Origin of the sequence: Coraliomargarita algicola (assembly GCF_033878955.1) — a bacterium.
Lineage (GTDB): Bacteria > Verrucomicrobiota > Verrucomicrobiia > Opitutales > Coraliomargaritaceae > Thalassobacterium > Thalassobacterium algicola.
Genome location: NZ_CP138858.1, coordinates 325,476 through 346,042, shown reverse-complemented (window position 1 = coordinate 346,042; position 20,567 = coordinate 325,476). Strand labels below are relative to the sequence as shown.

Below are 20,567 nucleotides of genomic sequence, written 5' to 3'. Positions count from 1 at the left end.
TCATCATTCAGCAGGCTGCCCCAGCGACATTAAATTTGCAAATAGGCGATAAGCCCCTGGCACACCAGCTGGCAACTGACGGAACCAGGACAAGCCACTATACACGTAGTATCCCTCGCCGATGGGGGCGATCAGCAGGCTGCCCGCGAGCGGAGATTCACCGGGATCGTTGGCAGCAAAAATAGGCGTATAAGCCTCGTCCCAGTCACCGGCGAAGTAGAGGCCACGCTCTTGCACCCAGCCCTCGAAGTCGGCCGTGGTAATCGTATTGGGAAACTGCAGCACTCGGTGATCTGGCGCGAGAAAGCGCATGCTCGCCGTTTCATCGGTCACACGATCGCGTGTAATAGTGAATGGGAAGGGGGCATACTCCATAGTCTTCAAACCACGATTTGTATTATACTGCATCACCACGACCCCGCCCTGCTGTGCATATTCAAACAGCGCAGGCATGTAAAACGCGATGCGATCATTAGTATTCAAAGCACGGATACCAAATACAACTGTGTCGTAAGCCGCCAGTGTCTCAGGATTCATATCTGCCTCAGTTAGAGTATCGACCGCGTAGCCAATACGCCGTAGCGCCTCCGGAATGGTATCGCCGGCACCGGGGATGTAGCCGATCCGCTCACCAGCGATCTTGACGTCAAGTAAGACTGCAGCTGCGGTCGCGGTAGGGAATAAGGTCTGCTGGGGGATATGCTGGTAATCCAAGGCCTCGTAACCGCGGGTATAGAGCTGCCCCTCAAACTCAACAGATGCGCGCAAGCTCGTTCGACTCGCAGCTGTAGGTGGAATTAACTTGGCAGTGACTTGCAACTCTTTGCCCGCCTCCAAAGAAAATGGAATACTCGCAGGCTCCACACGCCAGCCGTCGCCCGCGTCAAAGTGAACGGAGGCTGCTGCAATTTCGCTAGCTGCAATCACCCTCGCCGTAAACTGGCGCGGTTCATTTTGCCCCAAAATGTGGGTGCCTTCTTCAAGATTCACCATCACAGGCGGCGTTACCGTAAAGGGCTGCTTGCTCTCTCCATGAATCGGATCGTTAAAATTGTAAGTGCTCGGAATGGTAAAAATAATCGATTCACCATCAACAATGAGCCGCACATAGATGGGGATCGCAGCCGGATTCTCGGGAGCACCAATTTGACTCAGCTCATCCACCATGTAACTCCCCCGCTCTGCTGGCTGACGCAACCAGTAAGGCTGAGAAATAGATGCATTGGCGGCGATCTGAGCCGTCTCGGAAACATGTACCAAATGGTTACGGGGCAAGGCATACACTTTGGCGCGAGCCAAGTCGGCTCGACGCGTGGCAAAAGCAATGCTCACCGGTAGCGAGGCACGCTGAATCGCACGCAAATCCAACGCGACTTCCGCCCCCGGCACCGCAGAAGCCGACGCAGCAATGCTCTCGACATCGAGAGCGAGGCATGCCGCAATCACAACTTCAAGCTCTTGTAATTTCTTACTTTGCCAGAAGCTCGCTGGCAGTGCACTCAAAGCGCGATGCGCTTGAAGGAGTTGCGGCAGCACAGCTTCCGGCTTGCTGGGATTAAAGCGTTCAATTGCCATTTGAATGGCGGCAGCCACGGGTTCGGAATTAGCTACGCGCCCCCAAGTGGTGTCAATACCGGCAAATAAACTGCCCTCAGGCTCCGTGCCCGCGAGCGTTTTGAAATATTCTTTGGACTCTCCCAGCTCAGGAGTGGCACCAAAGCCCTGGCTCATGTGGCAAGTGCGGCTATGGGCCGCAATCTCACTGTAGGCTTCGCCGAGTAAGTGATTGTAGCCACCAGTTTCGACGAAAAAGACATCCTTCGTATCAAATTCAATCCCTCGTCGTTGGTAAAACCATTTAGAGGTATTCCATAGCAAGCGTTGGGCTGCCCACGGCTCCACAAATTCCAATTGCTCAGGAAAACGTGCCGGATCTGCCGCAGCGGTAAAGGCTTCTTTAGCTAGACGGGCCGATGCCGTATGGTGACCATGCGTATAGCCAGCTTCCAAAGAAAAGCGAGTGATAATCACATCCGGGCGCAGCGAACGTATTGCCCAAACGACATCTGCCAGCGCCGCATCTTGATCCCAAATTGCGAGCGTCTCCTCGGGCGTCTTGGAATACCCAAAATCAATCGCGCGGCTAAAACGCTGCTGCCCGCCATCGATGCGGCGCGCTGCCAGTAACTCTTGGGTGCGAATCATTCCCAGCTTCTCCCCCAGATCACCGCCAATTAAATTTTGCCCGCCGTCTCCCCGTGTCAGTGACAAATAAGTCGTATCGACCCGTTCACCGTTGGCCAAATAGGCGATCAACTTGGTGTTTTCATCATCCGGATGAGCGGCCACGTACAGCACGCTGCCGAGCGTATCCAGTTTTTGCAGACTCAATTGCAAGGCACCACTCGCAAGCGGTTCTATTGGTCGAGATTCGGCTATTGTAAATGGACTCAGCATAAGAGAGACGAGAAATGAATGGAGGATCCGCATGACGCTATATAAGAATACCCGCCCCGATCAATCGGGGCGGGTGCTCATTAAAGAAAAAAAGAGAATTAACGGATCTTAGCCAAGAGCGCTTCGTTGCGTGAAATGTAGGCAGCATTGCCAGCTGCTTGAGCACCTTTCAAAGACTTCTTAGCCATCATCAAGGCTTGCTGCGTATTCCCCTGCTCTGCCAGCATCTTGGCGTAACCATATTGCAACCAGAATGCATTCGGACTCATCGAAACTGCTTTATGCATCCACTCCAGGGCTAATTCGGAATCCTTGCCGTTCGAATGATAAAACTCAGCCGCATCGGCATAATCGCGCGCGCCCCAATCATTTATGTTAGCGAGCGATGCTTCAATCGAGGCAGCTGTTAGAGCCGTCGTATCCACAGTAATTTGCACCGGCACGCGCACATTGTCCCAATCAAGAAAGAGCGTCGCCGACTCATCTCGCAACGCATCAAAGCCAATAGTAAAGTTTTCAACCGAGTTCGGACGCTCGATGGCTTCGACCTTCACACGTGCAACATCCTGCTTAGAATCGTAGGCGCCTGCACTCGGCACCTCGGTATCCGCATAAACGATCACAGTCCATACGTCCTCCGCTGGAATGGTGAACAGCACATACTCCCCTGCCGGAATGGGGCTGCCCGCAAAATTCACCTCTGAGTCGAAGGCGATCTTTGTCGGTGCATTCGCTCCGGTGCGCCAAATTTCGCCATAAGGCACCAGCTGGCCATACACTTCACGACCCTTCACTCCAGGCCTGGAATATTTCACCGTGAATTCGGTCACACCGACCATTTGCTTCAATTCCGAGTAAGGACTGGCTGCCGGTGATTTAATTTGAGCAAAACTGCCAGCAGCGCCGAGTAAAATAGCAGCTGCAACGATCGATAAGGTTTTTGGTATTCGCATAGACAGGCTACGAGCCTAGCACCCTTCTTTTATTTCAACATTTTTATGTTTTTATCCAGCACATCATAAATGGGCCAAGCCGCCAATACATTCGCAGCAAGCGGGCGAAGCTTGATTTAAGGAAAAAGCGTCCCATCATACACCCCATGAAACCACGAAGCCTACGCCACCGACTCGAAAAAATCGCCAAGCTGCTAGTTACCGTTCACAAGCACACGCCGGAAGTTGACTGCCTGATCAACCAAGACAAAGGCCAACACGGCCATGTCGTGCTTGACTTCGCAGGCAGCGGCATGAGTCGCTCCAAAATGAATGCGCTCGGAAAAGACCTACAAACTAAGGGCTATACATTCACCGAGAAAAATAGCCCCTGGCTAGGACAGATCACCTACACCGGACGTGAAGAGGATAAACCAACGGTGGTATTCACCCTTCCAATCGTCAAAGATCGCCTTGCGATCAACGAAGAAACCCACGAAAAAAGCTATACTTTCGGAAGCTAAATAAGCTTGACATCAAGGCAAACGCTATTCAGGCAGCAATTAAAAAGGAATCCTGAAATTAGAGTTTCGAATAACGAGCAATTCTTCGCATAAAGATTTGTGTTGCTAATAAGTGTGAAGTAATCGTGAGATCACACAACTGCCCACCAGAAATCTCCATGAATCACTCAACTATCGCGAATCGCTGGAATGCCGATTTGATCGACGAAAACTACGACCTTTGGCGCACGAGCCCTGAAAAACTCGACGCTGAATGGCGTGCCTTTTTTGAAGGTTTCGAGCTCGCCAGTGAGGAACTATCCGATCCATCCGCCACCTCAACCGGCACTGACATTGCCAATGTCAGTCCCACACAAGCGGACAGTGATGCCACACGGCAAGCACGCGCGATTGGCCTAATTTACGCGTACCGCTCCATCGGCCACACCATCGCAGCCTTCAATCCGCTGACGAAGGAAGCTCCCACCAATCCGCGTCTGACTTTAGAGCGGCTCGGTTTTGAAGAGTCCGACTTGGAGCGTGTATTCCACACGGGCAACTACCTAGGCGGCACAGAGATGACGCTGCGCGAGCTCATCGAACGATTGGAAAAGACTTACTGTCACACCATCGGCGCGGAGTATATTCACATTCAAGAGACGCCCAAGCGCCGTTGGATTCAGGCTCGTATCGAGCCCGAGTGTTTCATCCCCCGCTTCACAAAAGAAGAGAAGCACCGGATCCTGAGTACCATCATGCAGGCCGAGGACTTCGAGAACTTTCTGCAGACACGCTATGTCGGTCAGAAGCGATTCTCACTTGAAGGCGGCGAAACACTGATAGCCTGCCTGGAAAGCGTGCTTGAGCGCTGCAGCAAGAACGGTGTCGACGAAATCGTCATGGGCATGGCCCACCGCGGCCGTCTCAATGTATTGGCCAATTTCCTGGGCAAATCCTTCGACTACATCTTTCGCGAGTTCTCAGAGAACTATGTGCCCGACACCATTTACGGCGACGGTGATGTCAAATATCACTTGGGCTTTGAAACCAGTCGTAAGACAACGGATGGCCATGAGGTCGAGATACGCTTGGCAGCCAACCCCAGCCACTTGGAGGCGGTCAATCCCGTCGTCGAAGGTAAAGCACGGGCGCGTCAACGCATTCGCGAGGACCTCGATCGCAAGCGTGTATTGCCTATTCTCATTCACGGTGACGCGGCCATCGCAGGTCAAGGCATCGTAGCCGAAGTCTTTAACTTCTCACAGCTGAAGGGCTACCGCACGGGCGGCACGATTCACTTTGTAATCAACAATCAGATCGGCTTCACCACCGATCCTTCAGAGGCGCGCTCCAGCCGCTACTGCACTGACGTGGCCAAAATCGTGGAAGCCCCCATCTTCCACGTCAATGGCAACGATCCGCTGGCCGTCGTCGCAGCAGTGGAGGCCGCCTTCGACTACCGACAGACCTTTGGCTGTGATGTAGTGATCGACATGTATTGCTGGCGCAAACACGGCCACAACGAGGCCGACGAACCCGCCTTCACGCAGCCAATTTTGTATAAGACCATTTCGGAAATGCCTCTCATCGGTCGCGCCTTTGCGCAGCGCCTGATTGCCAGCGGCGAATTTACCGAAGAAGAGGTCAAGGCAATCGAGACGGATTACCACAAGAAGCTTGAAGTCGCCTTCGAAACCGCCAAGGCCCGTGAAGATGAATCGATCGATCCTTTTGCGGAATCCAATGCGAAAAAGCAGCCCCCTTACAACTTCAAGGGCTTCGACACCCGCGTGCCCAAGGAGCAACTGGAAATGATCGCGGAACAACTCGCAAATGTGCCCGAAGGCTTTCATGCGAACAAGAAAATCGTCCGCCAACTCAATACGAAACTCAAAGCGTTCAAAGAAAATACCGGTATCGACTGGGGCATGGGCGAAGCCTTGGCCTTTGGTAGTTTGCTCATCGACGGCACGCCCGTTCGACTGAGCGGGCAAGACTGCGAGCGTGGCACCTTTAGCCACCGACACTCGGTCCTTTACGACAATCAGACACGTGAAAGATACGTGCCGCTACTTGACCTACAGGAAGGCCAAGCGCAATTTTGCGTGCACAATTCGCTGCTTTCCGAAGCGGCCGTGCTCGGCTTCGATTATGGCTACTCGCTCGATTACCCTCAAATGCTCTGCATCTGGGAAGCTCAGTTCGGCGACTTTGTGAATGGCGCTCAGGTGATCATCGACCAATTTATAACTTGCAGCGAGTCCAAGTGGGGACGCTTAAGTGGTCTGGTCATGCTACTCCCCCACGGCTACGAAGGGCAAGGCCCCGAGCACTCTTCGGCACGCCTCGAACGCTTCCTGCAAGCTTGTGCGGAAAACAATATTCAAGTCTGCAATGTGACCACGCCTGCACAGTATTTCCACCTGCTGCGTCGACAAATGAAACGTGAGTTCAAAAAGCCACTGATCATCATGTCGCCTAAGAGCTTACTACGTCACAAAGACTGTGTCTCACGGGTAGAGAATTTCACCGACAACGAATTTTGGTCCATACTCGACGACGAAACAGTCAGCCGTAAAACAGCCAAACGCATCATATTCTGCTCCGGTAAAGTGTCCTACGATCTGACCTCGCACCGTCAGGAACACAAGATCAAGGACACAGCCATCATTCGTATCGAACAACTCTATCCACTCAACACGGATCTACTCGAGCGAATCGCCGCCAATTATCCTAAAGCAAAGAGCTTCGTTTGGTGCCAGGAAGAGCCGAAGAACATGGGAGCCTGGAGCTTCATTGCACCTCGACTGATGGAAAGCATCGGCCAGCTGCCGATCTACGCAGGCCGTAAGGAGTCCGCCAGCCCCGCCGTCGGCTCACTGGCGATGCACCGTCACGAACAAAAGAAACTCATCGAGAAAGCCTTCTCACTTTAAGCATCCGAACGTGATCTCAGATTTCTATAATCTTAATACTTAATTCAATATCATGGCTACCGAAGTAAAAATCCCCGCAATGGGCGAATCCATCAGCTCAGGCATCCTGGCTGCATGGCATGTTAAAGACGGCGACTACGTCGAAAAAGACCAAGTTCTCTACGAACTGGAAACCGACAAAATCACCTCTGAAGCGAACGCCGAAGTCGCGGGTATCATCTCCCTCAAAGTCGAAGTCGAAGACGAAGTCGACATCGGCCAGGTGGTCGCCACGATCGATGAAAGTGCCGCGTCACCGGAGAGTGCTGCAGCCGCTCCGGCAGCGACTCCCGCTGAAAGTAAAAGCGAGCCCAGCAGCGCTGCGCCAGCCTCCAGCAGTGAGACGGCACCAGCCACCCCAGCAGCCGAGCCAAAGCCACTCTCACCCGCGGCTCGCAAAGCAGCCGAGGAAACGGGCGTCGACACCTCTAAAATTGCGGGCTCTGGCAAAGATGGGCGCGTCACCAAGAGCGACATTCTCGAAGCTGCCAGCGCGCCTGCGCCGGTAAAAGAAGCTCCCAAACCGACTGCCCCCACCCCAGCAGCAAGTCCCGCAGGAGAACGCAACGAAACTCGCAAAAAGATGTCGCCACTACGTCGCAAGATCGCTGAACGGCTGGTAGCTGCGACACAAGAGGCTGCCATGCTGACGACTTTCAACGAAGTCGACATGAGTGCGGTCATGAAACTGCGCAAGCAGCATCAGGAAAAATTTGTCGAACGCCATGGCCTCAAGCTTGGCTTTATGTCATTTTTCACGAAGGCAGTCACGCACGCACTGCAAGCTGTGCCTCAAGTCAACGCGCGCATTGAGGGCAACGAAATCGTCACCCAACACTACTACGACATTGGAGTCGCCGTCGGCACAGACAAGGGACTCATGGTGCCCGTGCTACGTGATTGCGATAAAAAGGGCTTTGCAGAAATCGAAGGTGATATCATGGACTACGCCAAAGCGGCACGCGCAGGCAAAATCCAAATGAGCGACCTCGAAGGCGGCGTATTCACCATCTCGAATGGTGGTATCTACGGATCGATGCTCAGCACACCGATCGTCAATCACCCACAACCAGCAATTCTCGGCCTACATAACATCACTGAGCGCGCAGTCGTTATTAACGGTGAGATCGTCGCACGCCCGATGATATCTAGCCCTGAGCTACGACCACCGTCTCATCGACGGCAAAGAAGCCGTTACTTTCTTAGTCAAAGTTAAAGAAGCCATCGAAGATCCAAGCCGTTTGCTCTTCGGAATTTAATTACTCGCTCCTACCAACGAGCAGGCATCCCCTTCACCAGTTATTTAATTCTAATATAATTAAACAGGAAGCCAGTCAATAGAAAGCTGGTTCACTCACTCTCCATGTCCTCAGAAAATACATTCGATTTGATCGTTATCGGTTCCGGCCCCGGCGGCTATGTCGCTGCAATTCGCGGCGCACAGCTCGGCCTCAAAACTGCGATCATTGAAAAAGATAAGACGCTTGGCGGCACCTGCCTGAATGTAGGCTGCATCCCTAGCAAGGCCCTGCTCCACTCGACCGAAATGTATCACTTCGCAGGACATGGCGCAGCAGAGCATGGAATCGACCTGACGAATCTCTCGATCAGCATCGAGCAGTTGATGGCGAAGAAAGACAAGACAGTCGCCCAATTGTGCAATGGCGTGCAGTTCTTGATGAAGTCCAACAAAATCAAAGTGTTTAACGGCTTCGGCATGTTGGCGGGCGAAAATAAAGTGCGTGTGAAGGGCGCCAAAGATGAGACCGAGCTAAGCGGCAAGCACATCCTGATCGCAACTGGTTCTTCCACGATTGAGCTGCCCTTCTTGAAGTTTGATGGCGAGACCGTAGTCAGCAGCGACCAAGCGATTGCATTCGACAAGGTGCCTGAAAAACTGGCAGTCGTCGGCGCCGGCGCCATCGGCCTGGAACTAGGCTCTGTGTGGGCACGCCTCGGCGCGCAAGTGGAAGTGATCGAGTTTTTGCCGACCATCGCGCCCACCTTCGACAAGGACGTTTCCAAAATGGCCGAACGCCTGTTCAAGAAGCAAGGCCTGAACTTCAATTTAAACACCAAGGTCACCGGCCTCAAGAAATCCAAGGGCAAGCAATTCCTGACCGCTGAAAAGGACGGCAAAGCGATTGAATTCGAAGCGGACAAAGTCCTGGTCGCCGTCGGTCGCCAACCCTACACAGAGCGCCTCGGACTCGAAACTCTCGGCATCGAAACCGATGAGAAAGGTCGCATTCCTGTCGGTGAACACTTCAAGACCTCGGCCGACGGCATTTATGCCATTGGCGACGTCATCACAGGGCCAATGCTTGCACACAAAGCCGAAGAAGAAGCGGTGGCATGCGTCGAGCGTATTGCAGGACAAGCAGGACACGTCAATTACGACGTCATCCCCAATGTCATCTACACCGAACCTGAGCTCGCGAGTGTCGGCCTAACAGAAGCGGCAGCCAAAGAGAAAGGCGTAGAGTTCAAATCCGGTAAGTTCAACTTCGCCGGCAACGGTCGAGCCATCGCCAGCGACGGCACCGACGGCTTCGTGAAAGTAACTGCTTGCAAGAAGACAGATCGCATTCTGGGCGTGCAAATTATTGGTAAAGGTGCCTCTGAACTGATCGCCGCCGCAGTCACCCACATGGAATACGGCGGCAGCGCCGAAGATCTAGGCCGCACAATTCACGCCCACCCCACCATGAGTGAAGCGCTGAAAGAAGCTGGTCTCGCAGTAGGTGGCAACGCAATCCACAGTGCGTAAGTAACAATTAGCCCCTGCAGGCAGCAGCAACTCACCGAGCATTGCGTATTGAGATTCATATCTGGCCTCTGACATTCGACGACTCTTCTGAAGTTAATTAGCTGTCCGAATCAAGCGGATGGCTGCTTCGGCAAGACGTCGTCCGAAGACTTCATAGCCCTCGACGGAGTAATGCAGGTCATTCTCAATTATTTGCCCATCCTGATTCACCCCGTCATTGAGATCGTCGGTATCGACCCAAGTGCCATGCGCTACTGATTCAGCAACCTCAATCAAAGCTTCTCGTACCATCGTCCAGTGTGGAAACTTCTCATTTGTTAGATCATAGTCACTCAAACGCCCAATCACGACATGAATATCCTGCCGGCCTAAATCGTTCGCCAGCTGTTGCAGCAGTCCGCGTAGGCTCTGAGCATAAACATCGCCATGCGCCTCCTTTGCATCGCGTTCCCCTTGCATCCAGACAAAGGTCACACTGGCAAAGTCCTTCCCCTAAGTCGCCTTCGGGAGCTTTGACATAAGTATCTTGTAAAGATCCCCATTAGACGGCTCTTTCCTTTCCGCTCCGTCACTGACCTGTTCTGCATAGTTATCCTGCGCTTGCAACTGCTTATACCAACGCCGAATGGGCTGACCTCCCCAGGCAGCTTTTACAATTGTCACATTGTCGGCTCCAAACGCAGTTTCCAATGTCGGGGCAAAGGACAACTGTGGATCCAGCCTCGCCATATTCGACTGCCCCGAGAGAATAAAAAGATGCGATTCATCAGCTGCGGCGATGACAGGTAAAACTGCGCTTAAACCAAGAATTGTGATTATAGATATAAATTTCATTAATCCTCCAAATAGACGTGTTTTTGCTTCATCTCACCGATCGCGAATGACTCCACGTGCCCATCTACAAAAGCCGCGTTTCCACGATCCCCATGCCTGGCGCTAAAGCCAGTATAGGCTGAATCTGACAATAGAGTTTCCGCAGTTGTTGGGTTATAGATTCCTTCTCCAACCGAAATAAAATAATCCTTCCCCCATCCCTTTCTATTATCTGGCTGCGTCGTCTCTGCCAGCAGAATGGTCTCATTGGGACGCTGAACATTTAATAATTTAGTCGGCGGAGCGACATTGCCCTCATCATCTGCGCGGCTATCGGGAATCAATAGAGGGTTCCATCCATAGGAATACGTCGCGGCACGTGCCCCATTAAACTCCATGAAATAATCTGCTGACGGGCAATTAATGACCTCAATGATTCGCTTCTGATCTTCCCCACCGACATAAGGCGCAATTTGATCAATCCAAACAATTTCACCAGGAACATCGGAATAAAGACTAGGAAAGTTTCCTTTGTGATCCGACGCGTAGGCAACAGAAGCCAGCGCCAACTGCCGTAAATTACTCGAACATTTCGTTTCCTGCGCCCGCTCACGCACATTTCCAATGGCGGGGATCAAGATTGCGGCAAGAATACCAATGACAGCAAGCACCGCAAGTAGCTCAATTAATGTAAATGCGGCTGTCCCTTTGCGGAGGCAACTAGGCACCATGGAAATTTGTTTTAATCTCATAAAAACTTTGGATAAATCATCAAATTCACGGGTGAAACATACGCGTCGGACACCAGCAATTCAGTTCTAAAGATCAGAGTATTTCTGATTCGAAAAAAAAGTCCGGCACACTCCCTAAAGCATGCCGGACTCAACAGATCTACATCCTAAAGCAGATCCATAACCCTAATATCAAGAATGAGCAGAGTCGACGTATGCGCAGAGTTTAGTGACGACGACGGATCAACACAGATGCCAAACAAGTTAAACCTGCGAGCAATGCATAGCTGCCAGGCTCTGGAATCGCAGTCAGAGTAACATTATCAACGGTGACCTGACCACCGCTGCCGACTGTGCTAAAAAACATGATACCGAAGGCATCAAAATCTGCCAACTCCGTAACCCCTGCAATCGTTGCAAAATCGATCGTCGCCGAAAACGTATCGCCTTCAGAAGCACCGCTGCCAACCTCGACTAAACTTGATGCCAATAAAGAAGTGCCAGTGCCGTAATGAGTGCTTGCAGAAATGATAGTACCATTGGCCAATCCAAATGTATTCACGCCTGATCCATCATTCACCCAACCAGCTAAAGCATACTCAATCGTGTCTCCAGCGACCAATGTACTCCAATCAAAACTAACTTCGATCTGAGTCAGTCCAGACCACTCATCAACGGAGTAGTCACTCTTTAAAAACAATTGCCCAAGACCAGTGCCCGCTACCGAATCAGCCACTGCTTGCCCTCCCGAAATTTCCCAGTCTAGCTCCGTACTCGCGTAGCTCCAATCGGTCTCGCTCCAGAATTCAAATTATTTCCCGTAGTTCCAATTGTCGTGCCAGCTCCGAAATCGCCGCCGCCTGTCGTACCATCGATAAAGGTAACGTCTGCTTGAGATACAGAACTGATGATTAATCCAAAGAGAGGTAAGGTATATTTTTTCATAACTATTGTTTTTGAGGGTTATTGCTTTTGAGGGTTATACGTATAGGAAGTAAAATTTCCTAAGAGTAAATATAAGTAGTTATACATTTGTCGTAAAAAAATCAATGTAAATAATCTAAGTAATTATATTATTTACAGAGTTTTACAGAATGATTGCGCAGGGGTTGATAATTCTGTAAATTTGGGGCTCAGCGCCCTTAGCGTGGCGACAACTCTGCATCCAGTTCCAGACAACGCTGACGATAGGCATTCAAGACTGATGCATACTCCGGGTTACTAACTAAATTACGTTGTTCCTTTGGGTCGGACTTAAGATCGAAGAGTTCTTCGTAGATGGGCTGTTCACCGGGGATACCATCGGGCAAGTAGGCCTTGCGATCGTCATCTTTACTATAATAACGAATGTATTTATAGCGCTCGCCGCGCACGCCGTCCTGACGCGCATAGCCTTGGTCAGTGAAGAGGTTTTCGAGGAAAATCTCCTGACGCCAGTCGACGGACTTCCCCTCCATTAAGGGCAGCATGCTCGCACCTTGGTAGGTTGAGGGCACTTCAAGCCCGCACATCTCCAGCAAAGTTGCGGGTATGTCTTGGCCGATCACAAGCTCGGAACGTTCACCGCCGCGCTGACTTTCATCCAGGAAGGGTGAATAAACAATGAGTGGCACATGCACGGATTCCTCGTAGAGCATGGTCTTCCCCCCAGTCCGTGCTCGCCATACATGAGCCCGTTGTCAGAAAAGAATACGATGATGGTATTCTCAGCCAGATCCAGCTCGGCCAACAAGTTGCGCAAGTCTCCGACAAACTGATCGATGCCATACACACCACGAGCAGTCAGCAGCAAAGAAGTGCGCAGTGATTGCTCGGAAAATTTGTAATAGCCCGGCTGCTCTTCGCGTGTGATCACGTTTTCAGGCAGTGTCAGATTATTGGGATAGCCTGCCGGCACCTCAAATTGATTCTGACGGTAGAGTGATCTGTAAAAGTCAGGATCCTCCGGGCGCGATCCCATGCCGCCCAGACTGGCTTGGTGCGGCAAGTTGAAATTGATCCAAGCGCAAAACGGCTTGTCGGCCTCGCGTTGCTGAAGCGAATCCTTAACTGAGGCATCCGCATTCTCATAAAAATAATCGTATTCCGAACCGGGCTTGATGTAGGCTTGAAAGGCCTCAAAGAGTCCTTCGATCTGCGACTTGTTTTTTAAGTTCCGAAATGTCTTATCGTGATCCCCGGGATAAAAGCCCAAGTGCCCTTCCCCGAAATAGCAGAAGTCAACATTCTCGCGCAGAGGCGTATTTCCCCGATCGACAATCTTGGTATGGTGCTTGCCGATAAAGGCAGTCGAATAGCCTGCCTGTTTAAACTGCATCAGGAAGCTATTTTCAAAGAGTTCCTGAGGTATCTTGTTTCCGGATACACTGCTGAAGCCGATACGATTGCGACGTTCCCATTGTGAAGTAAATAGATTGGCGCGACTGGGGCCACAAATGGGACTCGTCACAAAGGCGTTGCGAAACAACACACCCTCCCCCGCCAGGCGATCCAAGTTCGCCGTGTCTGTCACCGTGTTGCCCGTCACTCCAAGCGAATCAAAGCGTTGGTCGTCGGCCAGTATGAAAATGACATTGGGTTGGCTGGGCTTGCTTGCTTGAGCGCAAATGTGGCCAGTCAGGGGCAACAAGCTCAATAGAATAAGTGACAATGATTTATGCATGATTATAAAAACGGTTGGACTATTCAAAGGAGATGACAGGCTTAGCGGAGATGTCCTCCAGCGTGTAAACAGGCTGTTTGCGATCATCTAAGATTTTCAAAGTGAAGCCATCCAAGCGCTCGCCCAAGGCCTTGCGATTGGTGATTCGAATCTTTTCGATATACTCCATTTTTCCGAGATCCACTTCCCACCATGGATTGGCCGACTCTTCAGTATGCGTCACCGATCCTTTGCCAAAGTCACCATCGAAATTGCCATCCACAGCGCGTGCGGATACCCCACCATACAGATTGCTCGACTGCTGAGTGCTGCGATTGAGCGCCAGATTTGTTTCTCCATTGACGACCTCGACTTCGGTCAACGACAAGATGCGCTGCTCACCTGGTAGCTCGATACGCACATAGCGTCCACGGGTGGGCGCGAAACTATACGATTTCCGATCCGACTGGACTGGCGCCGCGACCGATGCAGCCTTAGGTGCCGAAGCAGTCGCGCGTTTCTCTGGATAATAAAACTGGTGTCCGGGAAGGCGCAGGGTTTTCTCACTCAAGCCAAACAGGTTTTCATCCGCCTGACTGACAGGGATCGGCTCAATCGTCAGATCAGCCTGCGATAAAGCAACGGGGGTCAAAGTCGCGACTTCGCCCTGCTTCAAATCGATCGCGTAAAAGCCCCCTTCCAGTGCCTGCACTTTGGAAGGATCGGCGATACGACCATTGATGGCGAACTGTGGATTCGGAAAATCGACGTGTAGGACACAGGGCGCGCCGATTAAACTTTTAACCCGGACAAACTGGGTCTCGCCGGCCTTCTTTTTGGCACTCACCAGAAAGGCGCCTTGCGTGCGAAAATCTTCAAATGCCACATCGGCCCAGCGCTCGGGCGTGCCCGGGAAGACCCGGATCTTACCGCCCCAACTTTGCAGCAGCATATCGTGCAAGGCCGTGGCAAAGGACAAGGGACTCTCGATCACAGGATTGCCTTCCGCATACATGGTCGTGGAGGAAACATTCTGATGATGAATCAAAAAGTTGAGATAGTGGTAGGCCTGCTCGGCATCGCCCAAGGTGGCATACATCGAAGCAGCACCCGTGGCCGTGTAGCCCGTCACTGGCATGGCATGATCTTTTTGCACACCATTGATGCTGACATCCAACCAGTGATCCAGTGTCGTGCGCAGCATCTTTGCGTCGGCTTCATTCTCAGGAGTAATCAGAGCCAGCGGATAAAAGCCCAATAAGTGCGAATAGTGACGATGCGGCTTTTCAAAGGCGATGTCCTTGCCTATGCGCAGGCCATTTTCGTCGATCTGCCAGCCGACGAGATGATCGACGATATGTTGCCACTCGGCCGCCAGCGGATCATTCAAATTATGCTCCTCATTGATCGCCAGCAGGGTCTCACAACTCCAACGCAAGAGCGCGATGGTGAAATTGATATCCTGCCCGTGTCCGCCCGGATACTCCGGCGACCAACTGAGCGAGATATGAATCTTGCCGTCGTCACTCTCAACGGGACGCTCTCGGATGAAGTTGCGGTAGCTATTCACCGTCTGCCGCAGCAATGGAAACAAGCCGTCACGCATCCGCTCGCGGTCGCCCGCATACTCGCAGTGCAGCCAATAGTTATGCAGCACCCAGGCCAACATGTCCGGCACCTTGCCATTATCATAGGCCTGTAAATCCTGCGGAAAACATGCCGCGATGGCTGCGCTGTCTTCCCAGCGCTCAGGCACATTCTTGGTGAGATTTGCCGCATACTTGTCCAAGTTATTAGCCAGCGATTCTCCGATCGACATCCGGTTCGCCGTCAAATGCGTCCAATACTGGAGCTGCACATTCAAGTCACCCCACACCATCGGCCAAAAGGTCTTGTGATACCATGGCCCCATCAAATCCAGAATCGGTCCGTTCTCCCGCATGGCAGAGCCCAGCTTATACATTTGTATCCAATAAAAGGATTCCTTCTCGGCATCATTGAGCGTCAGGAAACTTTGCGGATAATACGCATGCCACCATTGCGCATGCGTCTCAAAGAATTTGCCCTCACTCAGCAAATCTCGCGCGCCCAAGAGATTCTGCCGCACCACCTCCATGCTATTGTTTTCAGGAAAACTGTGATGCACACTCGCGAGCATTACTTGCTTGCCATCCGCGGCTCCCTGAATCTCCCAACCAGTGGTGGTCTCACCACGATTCTGATAGAGCGGCTGAAAACAAAACTGCATACCATCCGACTCACTCACAGTCGCCGCAGGCGGCATTTCGTAGGGTGCGGTCCGCATACGATCCCAACTACCACCTTTGGGGCCACCGCCCGCTTCCAATGTTTGGCGCACCGGCGCAATCGGTGCGTCCGGATGCCATGAAATTTGAATCGATTCATCCCCCGCCGCGACGGTTTCAAAGTAGATCACGTCCGTTTCCGCATGACTGAGCCCCCGCACGTAATAAGAGCCCTGCGTGGTATGAATCGTGCCCACCATCTGCGCATTCCACAAATTCAAGCGCAGGTCTACGTCGAGAATCTCCCCTCGCGACTCCAGCTCAAAATGCCCCAAGGGCAAACGACTGCGGTAAATCCACAGCATTTCATTGCCCTCATGTGGCAAGCGGTGATCGTAATAATCATGACGCCCCACGTGAATCGAGATCACATTCTTCGCGTCCCCTGCGGCTTGATAAAAAAGGAAGCCCACATTGCCGTTACCCGTGTAAGGTGCCACCTCCCAGCGTGTGGGAATCCGGTCCCAGATCATATCATGCCGCGCCAAAAATGTGGCATAATCGACGGTGGATTCGGCCTTGAGCAAACTAGGGACAAGTAGACTGATCACGAGAAAGAGACGAAATAATGGGGAAAGGTTCTTCATGTTATTATTAACGCACCCAAACACAAGGCGCGCAGATTGGCAAATAAAATATATAAGTAGTTATATTGAGTTGATATAAGTAGACACATTCCGTCAACTACATAGCTATGAAAAACGCGACCATGAAAGCCATTGCCGAGGAGGCAGGCGTCTCCCTGACCACTGTTTCTTGTATTCTGAACAAGAAAAACCTCAAGTACTCGGCCGCGACTAAAGATCGAATTTATGCCATCGCAGAGCGACTCAAATACCGCCCCAACGCCTTGATTCACGGCATGCAAACGGGCAAGAGCGGCATGGCTGGCGTGATGATCCCCAACAACACCTGGTTTTACAGTCAAATCAACAGTGGGATTCACGACATCTTTTCCAAGAGCTCAACGCTCATGCTGCTAAACTGGAACTACAAATGTTTCACCGACGAAGACCTCAATCTAGAACGCTCGATCATTCACCAAATGATCGAGCGCCGGGTTGAAGGCATTCTACTGCGCCCCAGCTTCGAAGGCTTTCAAAAATCCTACTTTGAGGAGATTCTGGAGCGCAACATCCCGCTCATTCTGGTCGATCGCGAACTCGCGGAGCTAAAGACAGATTACGTTGGAACGGACGACACATATGGCGGCCAGCAAGCCGCGAAGCACCTGCTTTCCCTCGGGCACAAACGGGCGCTCTACGTGGGCGCGGACAAGGTCAGCACCTCTCACCACCGCCAGCGTGGATTCCAAAAAAAATGGGAGGCCACAACAGGCAAGCAGGCCGAGGTCATGAATTCCGAGGATGACGACTTCGAAAACGAACTCTCTAAAATTCTGAAAAAGAAGAAAAGCCGCCCCACCGCCGTCTTCTGTATCAACGATTCCGTAGCCGGCAGAGTGATCTCAATCGCCGAAGCCTGTGGACTCTCGATCCCCGAGGACCTTTCGATCATCGGCTTCGGGGACGAACGCCTAGGTCACGTTCGCCACGACCTCACGACCTTTGACCAACACCCCATCCAAATCGGTCAAACCGCAGCCAAACTGTACCTAGAGCGCACCCAAGAAACAGAACACACAGACACGCAAAGCATTTTAATCAAACCGCAACTCTTGATCAAAGGAACCACGCAAAAGCCGAACTAAGAAACATGGACAAGAGTGTCCATGCTCCTGTTTTGGCGAAATAGGTTTCCTTGGAGTTTCGTCGATTGATTCTGGAGCGAATATTGCCGAGGGCAAAATGTGAAACTTAATTTCCATAAGAACAAGGTCACTTAACAGGAGACGGGACACTCTTGTCCCGCAAGAAGCATTGCCAGCGTTCGGCGAAGAATGAAGCTTCACAGCAGATAGGGGGCGTTACTGCGCGAATAGCCTTCCTTGTTGGAATAATTCTCACAGTTGAGTCATCTATAGAAGATACATGAACAATCTATACGACCAGCTCGCAGCACAAGCGGCGAAAACACGCCAAATGAAACCGGAATTCATGCAAAAAGTGGACGCACTCATTGCATCTGCACGTGAGTCGGGTGAAGGTGCCCACGCCTTGGCTGTCGGCCAACGGGCACCTGAATTTAGTTTACCCGACGCACATGGTGCCCCCGTGTCGCTGAGCAAGCTCCTGCAAAGTGGCTCCGTCGTGCTGGTTTTCTATCGTGGAAGTTGGTGCCCCTACTGCAATTTACAGCTCCATGCCTTGCAGTCGCGCTTGGCCGAAATCCAAAAGCTAGGCGCGCAGTTGGTTGCGATCAGCCCGCAAAAGCCTGATAACTCATTGTCACAGCTCGAACGTGATGCACTCGAATTTACAGTGCTCTCCGACCAGGACTGTCATGTCGCCACACAATTTGGCGTGGCTTGGAAAGTCCCCACACTCTTCCTGGACCATATGCGCAAAGACCGTGGACTCGATCTGGTAGAGATCAACCAAGGCAACGGTAGCCGACTGCCGATCCCCGCTACCTTCATTCTGGACCACGACGGGCAGGTCATCTGGAATTCCATCGATGTCGACTACCGCACCCGTGCCGAACCAGACGAGGTGATCGCCGCCTTAACAAAGCTAAAGCATACCTTCCCTAGCCAGTCAGCTCTCTCGTAGCCGCAACGCGCCAATGGAGGCAACGCGCCCCAGATTTGAGACGGAGAACTAAAGCGTCGCGATGGGGTTCAGGTTCATCTTTAAGTCTGTGCCATAATCACATGGCTACATTTCTATGTAGCCCAGCTTCTTCGCAAAAGAGTCAAAACCATACTACAGGCATTGCCGAATTTAGCCGGACGCATTCTTCTCAGGTAATTCTTCGCAAGATGGGACGCGTTCCAGGCCATCATCCCATGAAGCTCTTTCCGAACAAAAAAGATGAGCCTGAGGCTTGATGGAGAGTTCGCTATCGAGACTGCCAGCCGGCACCATCAAAACCGAGCCCGTGGAAAGTCGATGAGGTAGAGCCGAGCCACAGTTCAAACAGAAGCTCTTCGCATGGCGGCTTCCCGGCAATTGATAACTGCGAACCTGATTTTCGCCAGATAACCAGCGTAAGTTAAAATCATTGCTAAACAAATTCGCAGCATGAGCCGAACCAGTGTCTTTGCGGCAGCGATCACAGTGACAGAGGAAGAAATGCTCAAATTCTCCCTCAATTTCAAACACAACCTCTCCACAGAGGCAGGATCCTTTATGTGCTGTAGTCATCGTGCGATTGCGCTCTGAGGAATGGTCCCCCCCGACTATGGAAACAGAGGCCACAAACTCAAATCTCTCATGTCAGTTTTGAGTCAAAAGAACGACGCATACAATCTAGACTGACTCCGTCCACTTCTTCTCCCCGAGGGGACAAGAAGTGCCTGCCACAAACTTTGGGCGATGGAATAAGCTTTTGGGCTTCGATCGGCTTGCAGAGGGGCCCTTCTCAATACGTTCGTACAATAACTGAGCAGCATCCCGCCCAATTAAATAAGGCTCTTGATCAAAAGTCGACAGCGCCACCCTTGGGTCACGCAAGTTCAGCGCACCAAAACCAATCACTTTAACCTGGTCTGGAATGGATAGGTTTAGATTCTGACAACTATGCCATGCGCTGATCGCTAGACGGTCTGCAATCGCAAAAATACCGTCAAACTGATCTCTATACTTCTTCAGTTCATGGTCAATCAGTTCAGCATTATGTGTAAAATTGGGCGCAATGACATGCGTCGTTAGCCCAACACCAAATTCAGACAAGCCATCCAGGAAGCCCTTCGCACGTAAACGACTCGTGCTGACGAATTCGCCAGTGGAAATTAACACTACATTCTTGCAGCCATTCTGCGCCAATATACGTGCGGCTTCGCGACCTCCGGCCAAATCATCTGTCCCCACAAAGTCAGTCGAAAAGTGGGTCGTATTTCGATCAATCAAGACCAACGGAATCTTGCGATCCACGACTTCCTTGAAATACAAGGGGCTCGCTTCTTCATTCACTGGCAGTAGCAAAATGCCGTCGACCCGGCTCTCGAGCAGGCGGTTGATAATCTTCCCCTGCTCCACAAAAGCCTTCTCTCCGAGGTTTCCATGCACTAAATCCAGGGCCATAATCATATCCTTTTCGTGAAAAAAGTCGTAGATCCCCTCTAACATCGTGGGCGCAATCGCATGCCCCGCCGGCATCACCACACTCACAATGCCACTGCGGCCACTTTGCATGCCACGCACTAAGCGATTTGATTTATATCCCAGTCGATTGGCGATTTCGCGGATGCGCTCTTCTGTTTTTGCAGAGACATTGGACTCATTGCGAAGCACGCGGGATACGGTCATCATCGACACGCCCGCTTCCTCGGCAATTTGCTTCATACTTACTGATGACTGTTTACCCATGTTAATTAA

Annotated in this window: 16 protein-coding genes and 1 pseudogene; 6 read left to right on the top strand and 11 right to left on the bottom strand. The window is 51.7% G+C overall.

Annotation, left to right across the window (positions count from 1 at the left end; genetic code table 11):
• Positions 1-3: 3 nt before the first annotated feature.
• The gene (locus SH580_RS01230) at positions 4-2,457 is read right to left on the bottom strand and encodes a PIG-L family deacetylase (protein WP_319833185.1); all 2,454 of its coding nucleotides are present in this window, start codon (positions 2,455-2,457) and stop codon (positions 4-6) included.
• A 98-nt stretch (positions 2,458-2,555) separates the two neighbouring features.
• A complete protein-coding gene (locus SH580_RS01225; RefSeq protein WP_319833184.1) occupies positions 2,556-3,410 on the bottom strand; it encodes a DUF2911 domain-containing protein in 855 nt (284 codons plus the stop codon).
• Between the two features lie 146 nt (positions 3,411-3,556).
• Here SH580_RS01225 and SH580_RS01220 point away from each other — a divergent pair, with 146 nt between their 5' ends.
• The 4 genes and pseudogenes from SH580_RS01220 to lpdA all read left to right on the top strand — a co-directional run bounded on the left by SH580_RS01220 (position 3,557) and on the right by lpdA (position 9,637).
• Positions 3,557-3,913 carry a hypothetical protein gene (locus tag SH580_RS01220; RefSeq protein ID WP_308948586.1) on the top strand — a complete coding sequence of 119 codons (357 nt, stop codon included), beginning with the start codon at positions 3,557-3,559 and terminating at the stop codon, positions 3,911-3,913.
• Positions 3,914-4,071: 158 nt separating this feature from the next.
• Positions 4,072-6,828 (top strand): 2-oxoglutarate dehydrogenase E1 component, encoded by a 2,757-nt coding sequence (locus SH580_RS01215; RefSeq protein WP_319833183.1) that lies wholly within the window; start codon positions 4,072-4,074, stop codon positions 6,826-6,828.
• A gap of 52 nt (positions 6,829-6,880) precedes the next feature.
• Positions 6,881-8,126, top strand: a pseudogene (gene odhB / locus SH580_RS01210) (2-oxoglutarate dehydrogenase complex dihydrolipoyllysine-residue succinyltransferase).
• 104 nt (positions 8,127-8,230) lie between these two features.
• On the top strand, positions 8,231-9,637 hold the full coding sequence (lpdA, locus tag SH580_RS01205; RefSeq protein ID WP_319833182.1) for a dihydrolipoyl dehydrogenase: 1,407 nt from the start codon (positions 8,231-8,233) through the stop codon (positions 9,635-9,637).
• Positions 9,638-9,730: 93 nt separating this feature from the next.
• Here the strand turns inward: lpdA and SH580_RS01200 are convergent, their stop codons facing one another.
• The 7 genes from SH580_RS01200 to SH580_RS01170 all read right to left on the bottom strand — a co-directional run bounded on the left by SH580_RS01200 (position 9,731) and on the right by SH580_RS01170 (position 16,715).
• The gene (locus tag SH580_RS01200; RefSeq protein WP_319833181.1) at positions 9,731-10,111 is read right to left on the bottom strand and encodes a sialate O-acetylesterase; all 381 of its coding nucleotides are present in this window, start codon (positions 10,109-10,111) and stop codon (positions 9,731-9,733) included.
• An 18-nt stretch (positions 10,112-10,129) separates the two neighbouring features.
• Entirely contained in the window at positions 10,130-10,471 is a 342-nt protein-coding gene (locus tag SH580_RS01195; RefSeq protein ID WP_319833180.1) for a sialate O-acetylesterase family protein, read from the bottom strand.
• Positions 10,471-11,202 carry a prepilin-type N-terminal cleavage/methylation domain-containing protein gene (locus tag SH580_RS01190; RefSeq protein ID WP_319833179.1) on the bottom strand — a complete coding sequence of 244 codons (732 nt, stop codon included), beginning with the start codon at positions 11,200-11,202 and terminating at the stop codon, positions 10,471-10,473. Before SH580_RS01190 ends, SH580_RS01195 begins: the two co-directional genes overlap by 1 nt.
• Positions 11,203-11,407: 205 nt before the next feature.
• Positions 11,408-11,917: a PEP-CTERM sorting domain-containing protein gene (locus tag SH580_RS01185; RefSeq protein ID WP_319833178.1), complete on the bottom strand. Its 510-nt coding sequence runs from the start codon at positions 11,915-11,917 to the stop codon at positions 11,408-11,410.
• Between the two features lie 406 nt (positions 11,918-12,323).
• Positions 12,324-12,794, bottom strand: a complete 471-nt coding sequence (locus tag SH580_RS01180; RefSeq protein ID WP_319833177.1) for a sulfatase/phosphatase domain-containing protein — start codon at positions 12,792-12,794, stop codon at positions 12,324-12,326.
• Positions 12,725-13,843 carry a sulfatase-like hydrolase/transferase gene (locus tag SH580_RS01175; protein WP_319833176.1) on the bottom strand — a complete coding sequence of 373 codons (1,119 nt, stop codon included), beginning with the start codon at positions 13,841-13,843 and terminating at the stop codon, positions 12,725-12,727. Before SH580_RS01175 ends, SH580_RS01180 begins: the two co-directional genes overlap by 70 nt.
• Before the next feature lie 19 nt (positions 13,844-13,862).
• Positions 13,863-16,715 (bottom strand): glycosyl hydrolase family 95 catalytic domain-containing protein, encoded by a 2,853-nt coding sequence (locus SH580_RS01170; RefSeq protein WP_319833175.1) that lies wholly within the window; start codon positions 16,713-16,715, stop codon positions 13,863-13,865.
• 107 nt (positions 16,716-16,822) lie between these two features.
• Between SH580_RS01170 and SH580_RS01165 the strand changes: the two genes are divergently transcribed.
• Positions 16,823-17,839, top strand: coding sequence for a LacI family DNA-binding transcriptional regulator (locus SH580_RS01165; RefSeq protein ID WP_319833174.1), 1,017 nt, complete (start codon positions 16,823-16,825; stop codon positions 17,837-17,839).
• A 280-nt stretch (positions 17,840-18,119) separates the two neighbouring features.
• Positions 18,120-18,800, top strand: a complete 681-nt coding sequence (locus SH580_RS01160) for a peroxiredoxin-like family protein (protein WP_319833173.1) — start codon at positions 18,120-18,122, stop codon at positions 18,798-18,800.
• A gap of 171 nt (positions 18,801-18,971) precedes the next feature.
• On the opposite strand, the gene SH580_RS01155 is transcribed toward SH580_RS01160, so the two are convergent.
• Together SH580_RS01155 and SH580_RS01150 are read right to left on the bottom strand one after the other, a co-directional pair.
• Positions 18,972-19,394 (bottom strand): GFA family protein, encoded by a 423-nt coding sequence (locus SH580_RS01155; protein WP_319833172.1) that lies wholly within the window; start codon positions 19,392-19,394, stop codon positions 18,972-18,974.
• 105 nt (positions 19,395-19,499) lie between these two features.
• Positions 19,500-20,534 carry a LacI family DNA-binding transcriptional regulator gene (locus SH580_RS01150; RefSeq protein WP_319833171.1) on the bottom strand — a complete coding sequence of 345 codons (1,035 nt, stop codon included), beginning with the start codon at positions 20,532-20,534 and terminating at the stop codon, positions 19,500-19,502.
• Between the last annotated feature and the right edge of the window lie 33 nt (positions 20,535-20,567).